At 39.4% G+C, this 17,963-nt stretch carries 18 protein-coding genes and 1 other annotated feature; all 18 genes read left to right on the top strand.

From position 1 onward, the window contains the following. The first annotated feature begins 199 nt into the window (after positions 1 to 199). Positions 200 to 853, top strand: a complete 654-nt coding sequence (locus COJ96_RS20190; RefSeq protein WP_098575593.1) for a tetratricopeptide repeat protein — start codon at positions 200 to 202, stop codon at positions 851 to 853. Between the two features lie 32 nt (positions 854 to 885). Next, a complete protein-coding gene (gene recD2, locus COJ96_RS20185) occupies positions 886 to 3,336 on the top strand; it encodes an SF1B family DNA helicase RecD2 (protein ID WP_098575592.1) in 2,451 nt (816 codons plus the stop codon). 33 nt (positions 3,337 to 3,369) lie between these two features. Continuing rightward, on the top strand, positions 3,370 to 3,843 hold the full coding sequence (locus tag COJ96_RS20180; protein WP_098575591.1) for a PRC-barrel domain-containing protein: 474 nt from the start codon (positions 3,370 to 3,372) through the stop codon (positions 3,841 to 3,843). Between the two features lie 11 nt (positions 3,844 to 3,854). Beyond that, positions 3,855 to 4,046, top strand: a complete 192-nt coding sequence (locus tag COJ96_RS20175) for a hypothetical protein (protein WP_026563482.1) — start codon at positions 3,855 to 3,857, stop codon at positions 4,044 to 4,046. A gap of 82 nt (positions 4,047 to 4,128) precedes the next feature. Beyond that, positions 4,129 to 4,263: a YrzQ family protein gene (locus tag COJ96_RS20170; RefSeq protein WP_098575590.1), complete on the top strand. Its 135-nt coding sequence runs from the start codon at positions 4,129 to 4,131 to the stop codon at positions 4,261 to 4,263. 89 nt (positions 4,264 to 4,352) lie between these two features. Continuing rightward, complete coding sequence (locus COJ96_RS20165; RefSeq protein ID WP_098575589.1) at positions 4,353 to 5,432, top strand: AI-2E family transporter; 1,080 nt, start codon at positions 4,353 to 4,355, stop codon at positions 5,430 to 5,432. Positions 5,433 to 5,495: 63 nt separating this feature from the next. Then, positions 5,496 to 5,724 (top strand) — a binding site (T-box leader). Between the two features lie 56 nt (positions 5,725 to 5,780). After that, positions 5,781 to 8,417, top strand: coding sequence for an alanine--tRNA ligase (alaS, locus tag COJ96_RS20160; RefSeq protein ID WP_098575588.1), 2,637 nt, complete (start codon positions 5,781 to 5,783; stop codon positions 8,415 to 8,417). A gap of 73 nt (positions 8,418 to 8,490) precedes the next feature. Then, positions 8,491 to 8,757, top strand: coding sequence for an IreB family regulatory phosphoprotein (locus COJ96_RS20155; protein WP_026563485.1), 267 nt, complete (start codon positions 8,491 to 8,493; stop codon positions 8,755 to 8,757). Between the two features lie 2 nt (positions 8,758 to 8,759). Beyond that, positions 8,760 to 9,176, top strand: a complete 417-nt coding sequence (gene ruvX / locus COJ96_RS20150; RefSeq protein ID WP_098575587.1) for a Holliday junction resolvase RuvX — start codon at positions 8,760 to 8,762, stop codon at positions 9,174 to 9,176. Positions 9,177 to 9,188: 12 nt separating this feature from the next. Next, entirely contained in the window at positions 9,189 to 9,500 is a 312-nt protein-coding gene (locus COJ96_RS20145; protein ID WP_098575586.1) for a DUF1292 domain-containing protein, read from the top strand. A 167-nt stretch (positions 9,501 to 9,667) separates the two neighbouring features. After that, positions 9,668 to 10,804 carry an endolytic transglycosylase MltG gene (gene mltG, locus COJ96_RS20140; protein WP_098575585.1) on the top strand — a complete coding sequence of 379 codons (1,137 nt, stop codon included), beginning with the start codon at positions 9,668 to 9,670 and terminating at the stop codon, positions 10,802 to 10,804. Between the two features lie 303 nt (positions 10,805 to 11,107). Continuing rightward, a complete protein-coding gene (locus tag COJ96_RS20135; protein ID WP_098575584.1) occupies positions 11,108 to 11,758 on the top strand; it encodes an O-methyltransferase in 651 nt (216 codons plus the stop codon). After that, a complete protein-coding gene (locus COJ96_RS20130) occupies positions 11,755 to 12,684 on the top strand; it encodes a peptidase U32 family protein (protein ID WP_098575583.1) in 930 nt (309 codons plus the stop codon). The genes COJ96_RS20135 and COJ96_RS20130 overlap by 4 nt, the downstream gene beginning before the upstream one ends. A 54-nt stretch (positions 12,685 to 12,738) precedes the next feature. Continuing rightward, a complete protein-coding gene (locus tag COJ96_RS20125) occupies positions 12,739 to 14,010 on the top strand; it encodes a peptidase U32 family protein (protein ID WP_098575582.1) in 1,272 nt (423 codons plus the stop codon). A 1-nt stretch (position 14,011) separates the two neighbouring features. After that, a complete protein-coding gene (udk, locus tag COJ96_RS20120; RefSeq protein WP_098575581.1) occupies positions 14,012 to 14,647 on the top strand; it encodes a uridine kinase in 636 nt (211 codons plus the stop codon). A gap of 161 nt (positions 14,648 to 14,808) precedes the next feature. Further along, the gene (gene greA / locus COJ96_RS20115; protein ID WP_026563493.1) at positions 14,809 to 15,285 is read left to right on the top strand and encodes a transcription elongation factor GreA; all 477 of its coding nucleotides are present in this window, start codon (positions 14,809 to 14,811) and stop codon (positions 15,283 to 15,285) included. Positions 15,286 to 15,372: 87 nt separating this feature from the next. Continuing rightward, a complete protein-coding gene (locus COJ96_RS20110; protein ID WP_098575580.1) occupies positions 15,373 to 17,133 on the top strand; it encodes a peptidoglycan D,D-transpeptidase FtsI family protein in 1,761 nt (586 codons plus the stop codon). A gap of 114 nt (positions 17,134 to 17,247) precedes the next feature. Beyond that, on the top strand, positions 17,248 to 17,937 hold the full coding sequence (locus tag COJ96_RS20105) for a YrrS family protein (RefSeq protein ID WP_098575579.1): 690 nt from the start codon (positions 17,248 to 17,250) through the stop codon (positions 17,935 to 17,937). Positions 17,938 to 17,963 lie beyond the last annotated feature (26 nt).

Below are 17,963 nucleotides of genomic sequence, written 5' to 3'. Positions count from 1 at the left end.
TTTTTTTGTGGGTAATTCAAGGGTTTGGCGAAATAAAAGTGAAAGTTGGCGAAATCTCCCCAGAGTTTGGCGAAATAAACATCAAACTTGGCGAGATCCCACCGGGCAGTTAAATAGGGAATACCCCGTTTGGTTACAACTCTTGAAATTATTTTTTTATAAAATATGATATACTTTCTCTTAGATTGGAGTGGTACTAATGGATAAAAACCAATTAGGTGTACAATACATGCAGGATGGCAATCTGGAAGAGGCGGCAAAGGCCTTTAATGAAGCCATTCAAGAAAACCCAAACGACCCAGTTGCCTATATAAATTTCGGAAATGTACTTTCTGCAGTTGGGGACGACGAAAAGGCTCTTAATTTTTATCAAAAAGCCATTGAAATAGATGATAACGCTGCGGCTGCTTATTATAGTATTGGGGCTTTGTTATTTAGCAAGGACCTATTACACGAAGCTAAGAATATGTTTGAGACTGCAATGAAAAAGGGTCTGCAATCCAGTGATAATTATTTCATGTTAGGGCTGACGCTTGTTCAATTAGATCAAGGGAAATTTGCTCTCCCTTATCTACAAAGAAGTGTGGAGTTAAATGAAACTGATGCGGAAGCTCGTTTTCAATACGGATTATGCCTTGCACAACTAGAATTCATCGCTGAAGCTGTCATTCAATTTGAAAAATGTATCGAATTGGATCCAACTCATTCCGATGCCTTTTATAATTTAGGTGTTTCCTACGCATTTCAAGACAATCCAGGCAAAGCATTAGAAATGTTAAACAAAGCACTTGACATTCAACCCGACCATCTGCTCGCTGGTCATGCGAAAAAATTAATAGAAAACAATCAATAATACTCATTATTTTATAGAAGGGAGGGAGCTAAATGGAAAAGCAAGACACGTTGGATTTATTTGCTGAACAGGGGAAATTTGTAAAGGGAAGACCGATTGTCACCATTTTTCACAATGAACAAAACCTTTACACGGTTTTACGAATAAGAGTCGATGAAACCAATCATTCTTATGAGGACAAAGAGGCTGTGGTCACCGGTTATTTTCCAAAAATCCATGAACAGGAGACCTATATCTTTTTCGGGGAATTTAAGGATCATCCTAAGTTTGGACTGCAATTTCATACCAATCATTTCCGCAAAGATATGCCCCAATCGAAACAAGGGGTCATCAACTATTTATCAGGTGAGATGTTTAAAGGTATTGGGAAAAAGACAGCTGAAAACATTGTTGAAACCTTAGGAGACGACGCCATTTCAAAGATTCTCAACCAGCCATCATTGCTCGACTCCATTCCAAAACTCCCTCCAGAAAAGGCAAAAATGCTCTACGATACATTAATGGAGCATCAAGGGTTAGAGCAAGTCATGGTCGCTTTAAATCAATATGGCTTCGGACCTCAAATCTCGATGCGGATTTATCAAGCCTATAAAGAACAGACGCTTGAAATTATGCAGAAGAATCCTTATAAACTTGTTGAAGATATCGAGGGAATCGGTTTTGGCCGGGCGGATGAACTCGGGTACCAACTAGGGATTTCGGGGAATCACCCTGACCGGATTAAGGCAGCCTGTCTCTACATCCTTGAAAATGAAAGCATGCAGACGGGGCATGTTTACATCCATGCTGAGGACTTATTAGAACAAGTAAAAGCCCTTTTAGAAGAGAACAAGCGCGATCAAATAGAATACATAGATATTTCAAATGAAGTCATCAAGCTGCAAGAAGAGGGCAAATTAATTGGTGAAGAGAAACGCGTGTACTTACCATCCTTATATTTTGCCGAAAAAGGGCTGGTAACAAATATTCAGCGTATCCTCGAACAGACCGAATATAAGGATCAATTTCCGGAATCTGAATTTCTTCTCTCATTAGGAAGTTTAGAGGAACGACTGGGTGTCCAATATGCACCCTCGCAGCGTGAAGCCATCCAAACGGCGTTAATGTCGCCTATGTTGATTCTAACCGGTGGACCAGGGACAGGAAAAACCACGGTTATCAAAGGAATTGTAGAACTTTATTCAGAACTGCATGGATGTTCCTTAGAGCTTAAGGAATACCAGAAAAAAGGCGAACCTTTTCCGTTCTTATTAGCAGCCCCGACAGGAAGAGCCGCTAAAAGGATGAGTGAATCGACCGGCCTCCCTGCGGTAACCATCCATCGTTTACTTGGATTTAATGGTCAAGAAGGATTTGACCGTGACGATGCAAGTCCGCTCGAAGGGAAAATTATCATCGTAGATGAAACCTCGATGCTCGATATATGGCTTGCGAATCAATTATTTAAGGCACTTCCCGAAAATATCCAAGTCATCATGGTAGGTGATGAAGATCAATTACCATCGGTCGGACCGGGACAGGTCTTAAAAGATTTGCTCACATCTGAACGGATTCCAACCGTACGGTTAACGGATATTTACCGACAGGCAGAAGGTTCTTCAATTATTGAACTTGCCCATGAAATTAAAAAAGGCTACTTGCCCGCTGATATCACTCAGAAGCAAGCAGATCGGTCGTTTATTAAATGTTCAACAGCCCAGGTAGCACAAGTGGTTGAAAAAGTCGCCTTTAATGCGAAAAATAAAGGCTATTCCGCAAAGGATATTCAAGTGTTAGCGCCTATGTACAGGGGGCCGGCTGGAATTGACCGCTTGAATGTTTTATTACAGGAAATATTTAATCCTAATCCTGATGGTAAAAGAAAGGAAATTGCTTTTGGTGAGGTCAAATATCGGATTGGTGATAAAGTACTCCAACTGGTGAACCAACCAGAAAGCAATGTTTTTAACGGGGATATTGGGGAAATTATCTCGATTATCTATGCGAAGGAAAACACCGAAAAACAGGATATGATATACATTTCCTTTGAAGGCAATGAAGTCGAGTACACCAGACAAGATTTAACTCAAATTACCCACGCCTATTGCTGCTCCGTCCATAAATCGCAGGGCAGTGAATTCCCGATTGTCATTTTGCCAGTGACAAGAAGTTATTATCGGATGTTACGTAGAAATTTAATCTATACAGCCATCACACGAAGTAAACAATCCTTAATTCTTTGCGGTGAAGTCGATGCTCTTAAAATGGGCGTAGAAAGAGCGGATGAACTCTCCCGCCAAACTACTTTGTGTCAAAAGCTGCAAGAGTCGATTACACCTGCTTCACATGTTGGTAAAAAGCATGAATCAAATACAGCGATACAAAATAATGACCAAGGTGAAGAAATAGGTTCTGCCTTGTCCTACGAAGAAAAATTCATGCAGGCTAATCCAATGGTTGGAATGGAAAACGTTTCACCTTATGATTTCATGGCAAATGACTAACACTATGAATGTTCACAGGAGGTGGGACACTCTTTGCGGACATTCTCTTTATTAAAAGGACAGCCTGTTTTTGAAACAAACAGCGGTCAGAAAATTGGCGAGGTAAGTGATTTATGTATCTCGAGCACCGGCAGGGTAGACGGATTATTGGTAAAAAAAGGCGTTTTTTTCAAACAATCCTTTTTTTTGGATATCCAAAAAGTGGCTTCCTTCGGTGTAGATGGGGTAATGATTGAGGATAACGCCTCTTTAGTAAAGCTGAAAGACCCCCAATATACACTAACACATCAACAGCCATTAGACGGGATGATGATGCTTTCAAAAAGCGGGGAATCCCTTGGTTTGTTAAAAGATGTATATTTTCAGGAGGAATTGGGCACAATCATAGGGTACGAAATCACGGATGGCTTCTTTTCGGATCTTACGGAAGGCAAACAAGTCATTCAATCCGGGAAGCCCTTAGCAATCGGAAAGGATGCCATTATCGTAGATGTAAATAATACGTGAGGTGTCTTTCCATGTTAAAGTGTCCCAATTGTCAAAGCAAGGATATCGGTAAAATTGGAATTAACCAATATTATTGTTGGAATTGCTTTATTGAACTTTCAGTAAACAAAGGCCTAATCAATACCCATCAAGTCGAAGAAGACGGGTCACTTAGTTCCTTGGACGATTTGTTTGAAGAAGAAGAGCGTCGTTACACCCTTTAAGAGAGAAAAGCGGAAACGCTATGCTAGACCGTTATCAAAGTGAGTAGAAACTTATTTAACGTCTATTAAAGAGGTGAAACGTATGAATAAAATGATGACGACGATGATTGCGTTTGGTGCGGGGATGGCAGCCTATAATGTCGCCCAAAGAAATAATATGATGTCCACCCGCAATATGAAAAGAATGACAAAGAAAGTAAAACGAGCGATCTTTTAGAACGAATCCCCCTCGCAGCAGAGGGGGATTATTAATGCATATTTTTACCGAGTGTCTCTAACACTAACCTGAAGGGAGGCTCGGATAATGTGGAAATTCGAATGAAGTGGTATTACCGCATCGGTTTTTTACTCCTTTTATTAATTGCCATTTATGTTTTTCTAAAAATCCGCTTTGTGTGGCTGCCTATTTTAAGGGTGGTTATCCTTATTATTCTTCCCTTTGCAATTGGAGCATTTATCACCTACTTGCTCCATCCAATTGTGGAAAAATTACATCAAAAGGGTCTCCACCGTGGATTAGCTATTTTTCTAATTTATATCTTATTTTTTGGTGGACTCGGCTTTTGCGTGTATAAAGGAGTTCCAGCAATCATTGACCAAATAAAAGATCTCTCTGAAAGTGCACCAGTATTAGCAGAGCAATACAGAGGATGGATTACTACGCTTCAATCACACACACGGGAATGGCCAGATGGTCTGCAGACTAGAATGGATGAAGGCATTGATGCGTTGGAAAAAAAACTGGATTCCTTATTAACGGTCATTGTCAATATTTTAATTAAGTTTCTTAATTCAGCATTAATTATGATGATTATTCCATTTATTGCCTTTTATATGTTAAAGGATTTTCCGTTGATCAAACGGGCAATTTGGTATATAACACCTAAACAATGGCGGAGAAAAGGGACGCTATTCCTGAAGGATGTGGATGAATCCCTTGGCAGCTATATTAGGGGACAACTACTGGTATGTATCATTATTGGCAGTGTCTCTGCCCTATTGTTTTGGCTGTTCCATTTAAAATATCCGTTAATATTAGGTTTAATAGTCGGGATAACAAACGTCATTCCCTATTTTGGGCCCATCATCGGGGCAGTCCCGGCCGTCATTATCGCTGCCACATCATCCGTAAAATTAGTATTGATTACATTAGTTATCGTGTTTGGTCTTCAATTTCTTGAAGGAAACATTTTATCCCCTTTGATTGTGGGGAAAAGTCTTCATATGCACCCCTTAATTATTATGGCTGCATTAACAGCTGGAGGAGAAATCGGCGGGATTCTAGGACTGATCTTGGCCGTCCCGGTCCTTGTGGTGATCAAAGTAGCCATAATTCATGCGAAAAATCATTTTATTCGAAGGAATGCAAAGGAACCTAGCACTTAAGCGGAAAGATTGATTTGACAAACTTTTTTCGGGTGTCTATAATTCGTGTTATAGAGTCATTGGATGAAAATGTTGAAGGATAAAGTATGTTGTAGTCCATCTGTATCGCATTTGCGAAGAAGAGAGGAGCTTCCCTAGCTGAAAGAAGCTCTAGATGAAGGACGACAGAAAGCTAATCTGGAGTGCAGCTAATCACTGCCGTATGCCTGCGTTAAGGGATTTTTGAGAGATGGATACGTTTTATTGTATCCATAATCAGGGTGGTACCGCGAGATAAGCTCTCGTCCCTGTTTTTTGGGATGAGGGCTTTTTTGTATGCTTTTTTATAAAAAAGGAGGTCTTCTACATATGAAAAATTTAACAGGTTCACAAATTCGTTCCATGTTTTTAGAGTTTTTTAGCAAAGAAAAAGGTCACACGATTGAGCCAAGTGCATCACTAGTGCCTCATGATGATCCATCACTTTTATGGATTAACAGTGGTGTCGCAACCTTAAAGAAATATTTTGATGGACGTGTTGTTCCTGAAAATCCGAGAATTACAAATGCACAAAAATCAATTAGAACCAATGACATTGAGAATGTTGGGAAAACGGCTCGACACCATACATTCTTTGAGATGCTTGGAAACTTTTCCATTGGTGAATATTTTAAGGTGGAAGCGATTGAATGGGCATGGGAATTCTTAACATCTGAAAAATGGATTGGCTGGGATCCAGAACTGCTTTCAGTTACGATCCATCCTGAAGACAACGAGGCATATGACATTTGGCGAAACACGATTGGTTTGCCAGAAGAGCGTATTATTCGTTTAGAAGGGAACTTCTGGGATATTGGAGAAGGCCCAAGCGGCCCGAATACTGAAATTTTTTATGACCGCGGTCCAGAGTATGGAAATGATCCATCAGACCCAGAGCTTTATCCAGGCGGTGAAAATGACCGTTATCTGGAAGTATGGAACCTTGTATTTTCTCAATTCAATCATAATCCTGACGGCACTTATACACCGCTGCCAAAGAAAAATATTGATACGGGGATGGGATTAGAGCGTATGGCTTCTGTTGTACAAAACGTCCCTACCAATTTTGATACAGATTTATTTATCCCGATTATTCGTGCAACAGAAGAGATCTCTGGTGAAAAGTACGGTCAAAACAAAGAAACCGATGTTGCTTTCAAAGTAATTGCTGATCATATTCGGACGGTTGCTTTTGCTGTCGGTGATGGAGCATTGCCATCCAACGAAGGCCGTGGCTATGTACTTCGCCGCTTGCTGCGCAGAGCTGTTCGGTATGCCAAACAAATCAACATTAATCGTCCATTCATGTATGAACTCGTACCAGTAGTTGGCGAGATTATGGATGACTTCTATCCAGAAGTAAAGGACAAAACAGATTTCATTCAAAAAGTTATCAAGAGTGAGGAAGAACGCTTCCATGAGACACTTCATGAAGGCTTAGCGATTCTAGCAACTGTCATTAAGAAGGAAAAAGAAAAAGGCAGTGATACCATCACAGGTGCTGATATTTTCCGACTTTACGATACCTATGGATTCCCTGTTGAATTAACAGAGGAATATGCCGAAGAAGAGGGGATGAAGGTAGACCATTCCGGCTTCGAGGTCGAAATGGAGCAGCAGCGTGAACGTGCCCGTGCAGCAAGACAAGATGTTGATTCGATGCAGGTTCAAGGTGGAGTCCTTCGTGATGTAAAGGTTGAGAGTAAATTTGTTGGCTACGATGAACTTAAAACAAATTCTACTATAGCAGCGATTATTAAAAATGGTGAACTTGTTGACAGTGCGACAAGTGGTGAGGAAGTACAATTAATTCTAGATGTGACACCATTCTATGCCGAGAGCGGCGGACAAATTGCTGACCGTGGTGTGATTGTCGGTGAAGGCAGCAGTGTTGCTGTTAAGGACGTACAAAAAGCACCAAATGGTCAAAATTTACATCAAGTCATGGTTACAGCTGGAACCTTAAGAACGAATGACAAAGTGAAAGCGGAAGTGGATGCCGAAAATCGTGTCAAAATTATTAAAAACCATACAGCGACACATTTGTTACACCAAGCCTTAAAAGACGTACTTGGCGAGCACGTGAATCAAGCGGGTTCCCTTGTAGAACCTGATCGTCTTCGCTTTGATTTTTCGCATTTCGGTCAAATTAAGCCAGAAGAACTTGAACAGGTTGAACAAATCGTCAATGAAAAGATCTGGAGAAATATCGAACTGGACATCAGCTTAAAACCAATTGCTGAAGCAAAAGCAATGGGAGCGATGGCTCTTTTTGGCGAAAAATATGGTGACATTGTTCGTGTCGTAAGAGTGGGAGACTACAGTCTTGAGCTTTGCGGCGGATGCCATGTACCGAATACCTCCGTGATTGGATTATTTAAGATTGTTTCTGAGGGTGGAATTGGTGCTGGTACAAGAAGGATTGAAGCAGTAACCGGTGAATCGGCTTATAAGACACTAAATGAGCAGGTTGGTTTGTTAAAGGATGCAGCTGAGAAACTAAAAACCAATCCTAAAGATATCGCTGCAAGAATTGATAGTTTGATGCTTGAAATCAAACAACTTCACAGAGAGAACGAATCTCTTGCAACGAAGCTTGGAAATATTGAAGCTGGAAATCTCGTAACCAAAGCAAAAGAAATTGATGGGGTGACTGTATTAACGGCAAATGTTCAAGGTGCTGATATGAACAACCTCAGAAATATGGCGGATGATTTAAAGCAAAAGCTTGGCTCTGTTGTGATTGTTTTGGGAAGTGCACAGGAAGGAAAGGTAAACTTAATTGCAGCGGTAACGAAGGATCTCATTGAAAAAGGTTACCATGCTGGTAAGTTAATCAAAGAAGTTGCTACACGCTGCGGCGGTGGCGGCGGCGGTCGTCCTGACATGGCTCAAGCTGGTGGGAAAGACCCAGAAAAGCTTGATGCAGCGCTTCAATTCGTTGAGGAATGGGTAAAATCCATTTGATATTGAAATAAAGTAGTGTAAAATGTAGTTAATATAGAATAATTTTCCTCAAATAAAAAGCGAGGTGCATGCAATGAGCTCATTTGACAAAACGATGCGATTCAATTTTCCTGAAGAACCATTTGAACATGATATCAATGATGTTCTTAATCAAGTGTATGAAGCTTTGCAGGAAAAAGGCTATAACCCGATTAACCAAATTGTTGGTTATCTATTATCAGGAGATCCTGCCTACATTCCACGTCATCGTGATGCTCGCAATATAATTCGCAAGCTTGAACGTGATGAAATTATTGAGGAATTGGTAAAATCCTATCTTAAACAGCAGCGAGAGGGTTAATAATGCGCTTATTGGGTTTAGATGTAGGCACGAAGACAGTCGGTGTGGCGTTAAGCGATGAATTCGGCTGGACTGCTCAGGGCCTCACCACTCTTAAAATCAATGAAGAAAGAAATGAGTTTGGTTTTGAGGAAATTGGTCAATTAATAAAAGAGTATCAAGTAGAGAAAGTTGTTATAGGTCTGCCTAAAAATATGAACGGGACGATCGGACCACGTGCAGAAGCAAGTATGCAATATGCCGATGAAATTGAAAAGCAATTTGCCGTTCAAACAATTCTTTGGGACGAGCGTCTTACAACTATGGCAGCTGAGCGCGTATTACTTGAGGCCGATGTGAGTCGGAAAAAACGGAAGAAAGTTATTGATAAGATGGCAGCAGTAATGATTTTGCAAGGCTATCTTGATAGTAAAAATTAATGAGGTGAAGAAATGGTAAACGAGCACGAGCACGAACATGAAGAGGAACAATATATTACATTAGTAGACGAAAATGGTAATGAACAGTTACATGAAGTACTTTTTACTTTTGATTCTGAGGAATTCGAAAAATCCTATGTATTCTTTTATCCAGTCGGATCTTTTGATGATGAGGAAGAAGATGTCGATATCCATGTCTATGCCTACATTCCAACAGAAGACGGCGGATATGGTCCGTTAATGCAAATTGAAACAGACGAAGAATGGGACATGGTTGAAGAAGTTTTCAATACCTTCAACGAAGACCAAGAAGACGAAGAATAGAAACAGAAATACCGGCCATTTCCATGGTCGGTTTTTTTTATGGATTTCGTTTTAAAATCTGACAAATATATTGTTAAATTGACATTCTTCTTACTATATGCTGAAATAATTAAGATGGTCTATTTTTTCGTACGTAGTTCAATGAGTCAAAGGAAAGGGGGAGTAAAATGACAACAAACCATACAGATACAAAAAAAGATGTTATTCGTAAAAAAATGTTAGAACATCAAAAAGAAGCAAAAGTTGTCAGAAAGATAGTTTTGATTATTTCTATTTTATTGCTATTATTTATACTCTTAATTAGTGGTGGAGGATATTTGTATATAGATTCAGCGCTTAAACCTATTGACGCAGATAGCAAGAAGTTTAAACAGGTTGATATTCCGTTAGGTTCATCGGTAACTGGTATTGCCGAAACATTAGAATCAAATGGCATAATAAAGAGTGCAAAAGTATTCAAATATTATGTTAAGTTAAAAAATGAAGGCGGGTTTATGGCCGGGCAATATCAACTAAGTCCGTCTATGGATGTCCCTGAAATCGTCAACCGCCTCAAGACCGGAAAAGTACTGGCACAAGCCAGCTTCAAAATTACAATACCTGAAGGTAAACAACTAAGGGAAATCGCTGCGATCATGGCGAAAGCAACTAAGCAGAATGAAAAAGATGTTTTTAATAAATTGAACGATCAGGAATTTATTAAATCATTGATGGCTAAATATCCTGATATCTTAACAGAGGAAATCTTAAATTCCTCAGTGAAATATCCTCTTGAGGGGTATTTGTACCCTGCAACCTATCCGTTTTATAAAAATAATCCCTCAGTGGAGGAAATGGTTGCTGCTATGCTTACGAAAACGCGGACAGTATTATCTGACTATGCGGAACAAAGTGAGAAGAAAAAGCTATCTGTTCATCAACTTTTGACAATGGCCTCCTTAGTAGAAGAGGAAGCAACCGAAAAGGCAGACCGCAAAACGATTGCAAGTGTTTTTTATAATCGCATAAAAAAGGGAATGATGCTCCAAACGGATCCAACTGTTCTCTATGCACAAGGGAAACACAAGGCAAGGGTATTATATAAGGACCTAGAAGTGGAATCTCCCTATAACACCTATCAAAATACCGGTTTACCTCCAGGACCAATTGCCAATGCTGGAAAGTCTTCGATTGAAGCATCACTTGATCCTGCGCAAACAGATTTTTATTACTTCATAGCAACAGCTGACGGAGAGGTTATTTTTACAAAAACACTCGAAGAACATAATAAAGAAAAAGCAAAACATATTACTAGTAAAAAATAAAGGCTTCTACGAGGGAAACAATCGCTTTCCCTCGTTTTTGTGTTGAAATTTACGTTTGGTTTATGATAAAATAGTTCAAGTATTTTAATAAAGGATCCATAGCGTAACTCACAGTACAGGTACCCTAAGCAGCAACTGCTTGGAACGCATGATGGCGGATTTTTGCCGTTAAATGCTGAAGATTACTGTGAACGCTATTTTTTCATGTCTAAAGAGCATTGTGGATAGAGATAATAAAAGTATTTTACTTAGAGAATTGCTACATGAGTGCAATTCTTATTTAAGGATAGAGGTGAGGGCAGCTTGTTAAATGAAAAGCTGCATTCTTATATAGAAGGTCTTATTTCAGAACGAGATCCATTACTAACAGAAATGGAAAACTATGCACGTATTCATAATGTTCCTATTATGGAACTCGCGGGTATAGAAACCATGCTTCAATTATTGCGGCTTCATCGTTCGGCAAGAATTCTTGAGGTAGGCACGGCAATCGGTTATTCAGCCTTACGAATGGCTGATGCGCTGCCAAAAGCCCATATCGTTACCATCGAACGTGATATGGAACGGCTGCAAGTGGCAGAGGAATTTATTCAACGTTCGGAACATCAAAATCAAATTACTTTGATCAAAGGTGATGCACTAGAAGTTGAGGATGCTGTGAAAGGCCATGCCTATTTTGACGTCATTTTTATTGATGCAGCAAAAGGTCAATATAAAAAGTTCTTTGAGATGTATTCAAAATATTTAAGTGATGATGGAATGATCATTACTGACAATGTTTTATTTAAAGGACTGGTCGCTGAACCAGAAATTGAAACGAAAAGAATTCGTAATCTCGTCAAAAAAATTGATGAATTTAACCACTGGTTAATGAGCCATCCAGATTATCATTCGGTCATTCTACCTGTAGGGGATGGGGTTGCGATCAGTAAAAGAAGAGGTGAGAGGAAATGAAAAAACCGGAATTACTTGTAACTCCGTTGACAGTTGATGATATCTTGCCATTAATTGAAGCAGGTGCAGATGCGTTTGTAATTGGTGAACAACGCTATGGGCTGCGGCTGGCGGGTGAATTTACTCGTGATGATGTACAAAAAACGATTGAACTAGCTCATTCAAAAGGTAAAAAAGTCTATGTGGCCATGAATGCGATTTTTCATAATGAAAAGATTGATGAATTAAATGACTATATTAAATTTGTTTCTGACGCTAAGGCTGATGCGATTATTTTTGGTGATCCGGCTGTTTTAATGACCGTCAGAGAGGTTGCTCCTGAGATGAAACTCCATTGGAGCACGGAAACGACCGGAACAAACTGGTTTACCTGTAACTATTGGGGCACAAAAGGTGCGAAAAGAGCTGTCCTTGCCAGAGAAATAAACATGGACGCCATTGTGGAAACAAAAGAAAATGCAGAAGTGGAAATTGAAGTTCAAGTTCATGGGATGAGTTGTATGTTCCAATCGAAACGTTCTTTGCTGGGAAATTATTATGAATACCAAGGGAAGGTATTAGAAATCGAAAATCGCAAAATGGAAAAGAATATGTTTCTCCATGATAAAGAGCGTGAAAATAAATATCCCATTTTTGAAGACGAAAATGGAACCCATATTATGAGTCCAAATGATATTTGTATCATTGATGAATTGCAAGAAATGTTAGAAGCGGGTGTAGATTCGTTTAAAATAGATGGAATCTTAAAAAGCTCTGAATATATTCTTGCAGTAACAAAGGCTTACCGGGAAGCCATCGATTTATTTAGTGAAGATCCAGACGCATATGAAGATAAAAAGGACGAGCTTTTAGCTGCAATTGAAGAAATTCAGCCAGAAAATCGTTCATTAGATACAGGATTCTTTTTCAAAGAGACCGTTTATTAACAGAAAAGCGGAAGCGCCTAGGCGCAGAAGCTAAACAATTGGAGGGGTTCAGCTATGAGTACAGTTAAAGATAAGATTTCTGAAATTATCGATGGAAAACGTGTCATTGTTAAGAAGCCGGAACTCCTTGCTCCAGCTGGAAATCTTGAAAAATTAAAAATTGCTGTCCATTATGGTGCTGACGCCGTGTTTATCGGCGGCCAGGAGTATGGACTTCGTTCAAATGCAGACAATTTTACCTTCGAAGAAATGAAAGAGGGTGTAGAGTTTGCTAAGAACTATGGAGCAAAGATTTATGTAACTACTAACATTTTTGCTCATAATGAAAATTTGGACGGATTAGAGGAATATATCTTAGGCTTGAAGGAAACAGGAATTGCGGGAATTATTGTTGCAGACCCGTTAATTATTGAAACTTGCCGCCGTCTTGCACCGGAAATTGAAATCCATATTAGTACACAACAATCACTTTCTAACTGGAAGGCAGCTCAGTTTTGGAAAGAGTCAGGGGCAGAGCGAGTTGTTTTAGCACGTGAAGTAAGCGCTGAAGAAATTAAGGAAATAAAAGAAAAGGTCGATGTCGAGATTGAAACCTTTATTCATGGTGCCATGTGTATCGCTTATTCAGGCCGTTGTACTTTGAGTAACCATATGACTGCGAGAGATTCAAACCGTGGCGGCTGCTGTCAATCATGCCGCTGGGATTATGATCTTTACCAATTGGAAGGCAGCAATACAGAAGTGGCTCTCTATGAAGAGGGAGACGCTCCGTTTGCAATGAGCCCGAAAGATCTTAACTTAATTCAAGCAATCCCGCAAATGATTGAACTTGGAATCGATAGTTTAAAAATTGAAGGCAGAATGAAATCCATTCACTATATTGCAACAGTCGTTAGTGTATATCGCAAAGTAATCGATGCCTATTGCGCCGATCCTGAGAATTTTGTTATCCAGAAGGAATGGTTAACAGAGCTGGACAAGTGTGCTAATCGAGAAACAGCACCAGCCTTTTTTGAAGGTGTTCCGGGGTATAAAGAGCAGATGTTTGGTAATCATAGCAAGAAGACAAATTTTGAATTCGTAGGTCTTGTTTTGCATTATAATCCTGAAACCCAAATGGTTACACTTCAGCAGCGAAACCATTTTAAACCAGGTGAAGAAGTGGAATTTTTTGGACCTGAAATTCAAAACTTTACACATGTCATTGATAAAATATGGGATGAAAAAGGTAATGAATTGGACGCTGCAAGACATCCACTTCAAATTGTACAATTTAAATTGGACAAACCGGTCTACCCTAACAACATGATGCGAAAGGAGAACTAGCATGATGCGCAAACCGGTTGTTATTGGTGTAACCGGCGGCTCCGGCTCCGGAAAAACCAGTGTTACAAAATCCATTTATGAAACGTTGAAAGATCTTTCGATTTTAGTGATAGAACAGGATTATTATTATAAGGACCAGAGTAATTTACCATTTGAAGAGCGTTTGAAAACAAATTATGATCACCCGCTTGCGTTTGATAATGACTTACTTATTGAACATATCGAAAAACTTTTACGATATGAAATCATCCAAAAACCTGTTTATGACTATTCAATCCATACACGTTCTGACAAGGTCATCCCTGTAGAACCAAAAGATGTGATCATTTTAGAAGGAATCTTAGTACTTGAAGATGAACGACTACGAAATTTAATGGACATTAAATTGTACGTAGATACGGACGCAGATTTACGAATTATCCGCCGTTTGACACGTGATATTAGTGAGCGTGGCAGGACCTTTGATTCCGTTATTGAACAATATCTAAATGTTGTTCGTCCGATGCATAATCAATTTATTGAACCTACTAAGCGATATGCAGATATTATTATCCCTGAAGGTGGCCATAATCATGTGGCGATTGATTTAATGGTCACAAAAATTCAAACAATTCTTGAACAAAAGTCATTTTTATGAAACAATAGCAAGGAATAGTCTAAATATTAATTTCAGACTGGAAAAATATTTTCTGTCGCGCGCCCTTATAAAAGAGGACGCGCTACTATCTATTATGCTGATGGGCATAGAATTACATAGAGTACATACACAATTCTTAAGGACTAGAAGGAGTGAGGGTTTTGGCTACAGAGAAAGTATTTCCGATGACACAAGCAGGTAAAGAAAAACTGATCCAAGAACTTGAATATTTAAAAGCTGTGAAACGTAAAGAAGTGGTGGAGAGAATTAAAATCGCGAGAAGTTTTGGTGATTTATCTGAAAACTCTGAGTACGATTCTGCGAAAGAGGAACAAGCATTTGTTGAAGGCCGAATTACCACTTTAGAAAATATGATTCGTAATGCCAAGATTATTGCAGAGGCTGCCATGGCAAGTGACTCTGTAACATTAGGTAGTTCTGTTACGTTTGTTGAGCTTCCAGATGGTGATGAAGAAACGTATTCGATTGTCGGAAGCGCTGAAGCTGATCCATTTGAAGGGAAAATCTCTAATGATTCCCCAATCGCCAAAAGCCTTTTAGGTAAAAAAGTAGGCGATCAAGTATCAGTTCAAACTCCTGGCGGAGAAATGAGCGTCCGAATCGTTAGCATAAAATAATCGTTATTATAACTATTTTTGGTCTTTCATTTGAATAATTGATTGAAATAAGAAAACCTCGTCAAAACTTTTGACGAGGTGTTTTTTATGTGGCGAAAACGAGCGATAGGATGGCTTATAATTTCTATAACCGGTTTGCTATTACTTTTAGCACGTTTAATGCAAATACAGTTAATTGAGACAGAGACATTTTCGAAACATAATGTAAATTTACTAGAAGAAAGTGTAAAACAACGAACACAGGAACTAGTTATTGATAATGGCAGAGGGAATTTTCTAGACAGAAATGGTGACATGCTCACGTATAAAAAGGTGTCTGTTCTAGTCCTTTTCCCTTTTATAAAAAAAATGGACTGGGATACTGACAGGGTATCTGACATTTCTGGTATACCTGTAGAGGTTCTTAAAAAGGCTGTGGAAGGAGCGAAGAAGCCTATTGCCTTTGGTGACCCTGAACCATTAGAACTTACGACTTCACAAAAGGATAGAATCAATCATTTGAAAATCCCAGGAGTATTTGCGATTGAAAAGAAATTTGAGCGTTCAGAAATACCAGCAGAACAGCTAATTGGGCTTACAGGAGAAAATGCAACCGAATTAAAGAAGCGTTACCCGGATAAAGAACTAACCGAGAAAACCTTGATTGGTGTATCAGGGCTGGAAGAAAGTTTTGATGAATTCCTTCTTCCTGAAGGAAAGTCTAAGCTCATTTATCATGTTGATGGAGGCGGGGAACCCCTGTTTGGAATTAATGTGAAATATGTGGATCCGGCTAATCCGTTTTATCCTGTTAATGTTCGGACAACCCTTGACAAGACTCTGCAGCAAAAAGCAGAGGTTTTAGTGGACCAATATCAAATTAAAAAAGGGGGGTTGGTTCTTCTTAATATTGAGGATAATAGCATTCTTTCACTTGTTTCGCGGCCAACCATCAATAAAAATGATCCCTATAATGGTGCAGGAATGACAAATATGATGTTAAAACAGCAGATTATGGGTTCAGTTTTCAAAACGGTTGTCGCAGCTGCGGCTATCGATCATAATCTTGATAATCCGCAGCGACTGTTTGATTGTAGTAAGAAAATCAATGGAAAACCTGAGTTAAGATATAATTACGGAATGTTGGACTTTACGAATAGCTTTGCGAGAAGCTGTAATCGAACGTTCGGGGAAGTAGCAAAGGAATTGCAAAAAATAAATCCACACCTTTTAGAAGACTATGCAGAAAAACTGTCTCTTACAAGTTCTGTTGGCTGGCATGGCGATATTTTTCATACAAATGATTTTAAACAACTGGCTGATGAAGATAGTGGCAGAGTATTTCTATCGGATGATGCAAGAAAGGATGCAAATATCGCGGCGATGTCTGGAATTGGTCAGCATGAGGTACGGGCAACTCCTTTGGCTGTCGCAAATATGATGGCAACAATCGCAAGAGGTGGAGAAAAAGAGATGGTAAGAGCCGTCTCAAAAATAGAGTATAAGAACGGGACGACAATGGCAGATTTCCCAAAGCAAAACCTAAAAGGTGAGAACATCTCTCCGTATACCGCAATGAAACTTCAAAGATTACTGCGGGAAGTTGTCGTAAACCCAAATGGAACGGGAAGATGGTTGAAAGACTTGCCCTACGAGGTCGCAGGGAAATCCGGGACAGCAGAGACTGGAAAATATCAAGCGGGGATGCAGCTGCATAATAAATGGTTCGCAGGTTATTTCCCTTATGAAAATCCAAAATATGTCCTTGTTGCCGTGAATTTAGATGTGCTCGATTCGGAGGGCGGGGTAAATTTGTTATTCGCTGAAATGGTAAAAATGCTATATCAAAAAGATCATGGAATGCAATAGGAAATGGTTTTTCCTTCAAGTTCTCTTGAAATCATGTTAGAATATTGAGAGTCTATAAATGTCGGGCTCCAGTCTGTAGGGGAGTTCTGTATTTTTACTTAGGAGGGAATAATTTTGACTAATAACATTAATTCTAAATCACGTTCAGGTTATCGTGCAAAAAGAAAAAAGACTAATATCGTCTTAAATAGTTTAATCGTCGTTGTGCTCTTACTGATAATTTTTGTCGCATACAATATTTTTGCTACAGGTAATGATAATGCATCACCAAAAAAGGAAACAACGAAAACAGAACAAAAAGAATCGGCACAAAAGGATACGGAAAAAACAAAGTCGGAAGATGTCACTTCAACTGAAGACGACACTGATACTACTGCCCAAGAAGACGAACTAAGTGAAGAGACTTCAACAACGGAAGAATCGGCAACGACAGAAGATTCTTCAGCTACTGAGGAAGCGGATCAATCACAGGAAGTGGTAACAGAGGGTGATGGGGGAAGTGAGACTGAAAATTCATCATGGGAGCCTGTTGGTACAACTCAAACAGGTGAACATATTGCTAACTATGATAAATCTTCCGCAGACTGGCAAGAAATGTTAAATGCTATTTCCTATGCCACTGGTTTAGACCAATCCAACATGACAGTATATTGGCTTGGAAGAGATAAATCTACCACAAATGGCTCATTTAGCACAGTCGCTTCAAAAGATAATAAGCAGAAGTACAATGTTTACCTTCAGTGGGTGGATGGCCAAGGCTGGAAACCTACCAAGGTAGAAGATCTCTCTGGGAATGACCATTAAAAATGGATAGTGAAAAACCTCTCAAA

It is taken from the genome of Bacillus sp. AFS073361 (genome assembly GCF_002567005.1).
Classification (GTDB): Bacteria; Bacillota; Bacilli; order Bacillales; family Cytobacillaceae; genus Neobacillus.
Note: the sequence above shows the minus strand (reverse complement) of the source record. Positions and strands in the feature narration are given on the sequence as shown.

What these genes read in the sequence shown, in the direction of transcription:
- COJ96_RS20190 (WP_098575593.1), top strand. Translation starts at nt 200, where the DNA reads ATGGATAAAAACCAATTAGGTGTACAATACATGCAGGATGGCAATCTG.
- recD2 (WP_098575592.1), top strand. Translation starts at nt 886, where the DNA reads ATGGAAAAGCAAGACACGTTGGATTTATTTGCTGAACAGGGGAAATTT.
- COJ96_RS20175 (WP_026563482.1), top strand. Translation starts at nt 3,855, where the DNA reads ATGTTAAAGTGTCCCAATTGTCAAAGCAAGGATATCGGTAAAATTGGA.
- COJ96_RS20170 (WP_098575590.1), top strand. Translation starts at nt 4,129, where the DNA reads ATGAATAAAATGATGACGACGATGATTGCGTTTGGTGCGGGGATGGCA.
- alaS (WP_098575588.1), top strand. Translation starts at nt 5,781, where the DNA reads ATGAAAAATTTAACAGGTTCACAAATTCGTTCCATGTTTTTAGAGTTT.
- COJ96_RS20155 (WP_026563485.1), top strand. Translation starts at nt 8,491, where the DNA reads ATGAGCTCATTTGACAAAACGATGCGATTCAATTTTCCTGAAGAACCA.
- ruvX (WP_098575587.1), top strand. Translation starts at nt 8,760, where the DNA reads ATGCGCTTATTGGGTTTAGATGTAGGCACGAAGACAGTCGGTGTGGCG.
- COJ96_RS20145 (WP_098575586.1), top strand. Translation starts at nt 9,189, where the DNA reads ATGGTAAACGAGCACGAGCACGAACATGAAGAGGAACAATATATTACA.
- mltG (WP_098575585.1), top strand. Translation starts at nt 9,668, where the DNA reads ATGACAACAAACCATACAGATACAAAAAAAGATGTTATTCGTAAAAAA.
- COJ96_RS20130 (WP_098575583.1), top strand. Translation starts at nt 11,755, where the DNA reads ATGAAAAAACCGGAATTACTTGTAACTCCGTTGACAGTTGATGATATC.
- COJ96_RS20125 (WP_098575582.1), top strand. Translation starts at nt 12,739, where the DNA reads ATGAGTACAGTTAAAGATAAGATTTCTGAAATTATCGATGGAAAACGT.
- udk (WP_098575581.1), top strand. Translation starts at nt 14,012, where the DNA reads ATGATGCGCAAACCGGTTGTTATTGGTGTAACCGGCGGCTCCGGCTCC.
- COJ96_RS20110 (WP_098575580.1), top strand. Translation starts at nt 15,373, where the DNA reads ATGTGGCGAAAACGAGCGATAGGATGGCTTATAATTTCTATAACCGGT.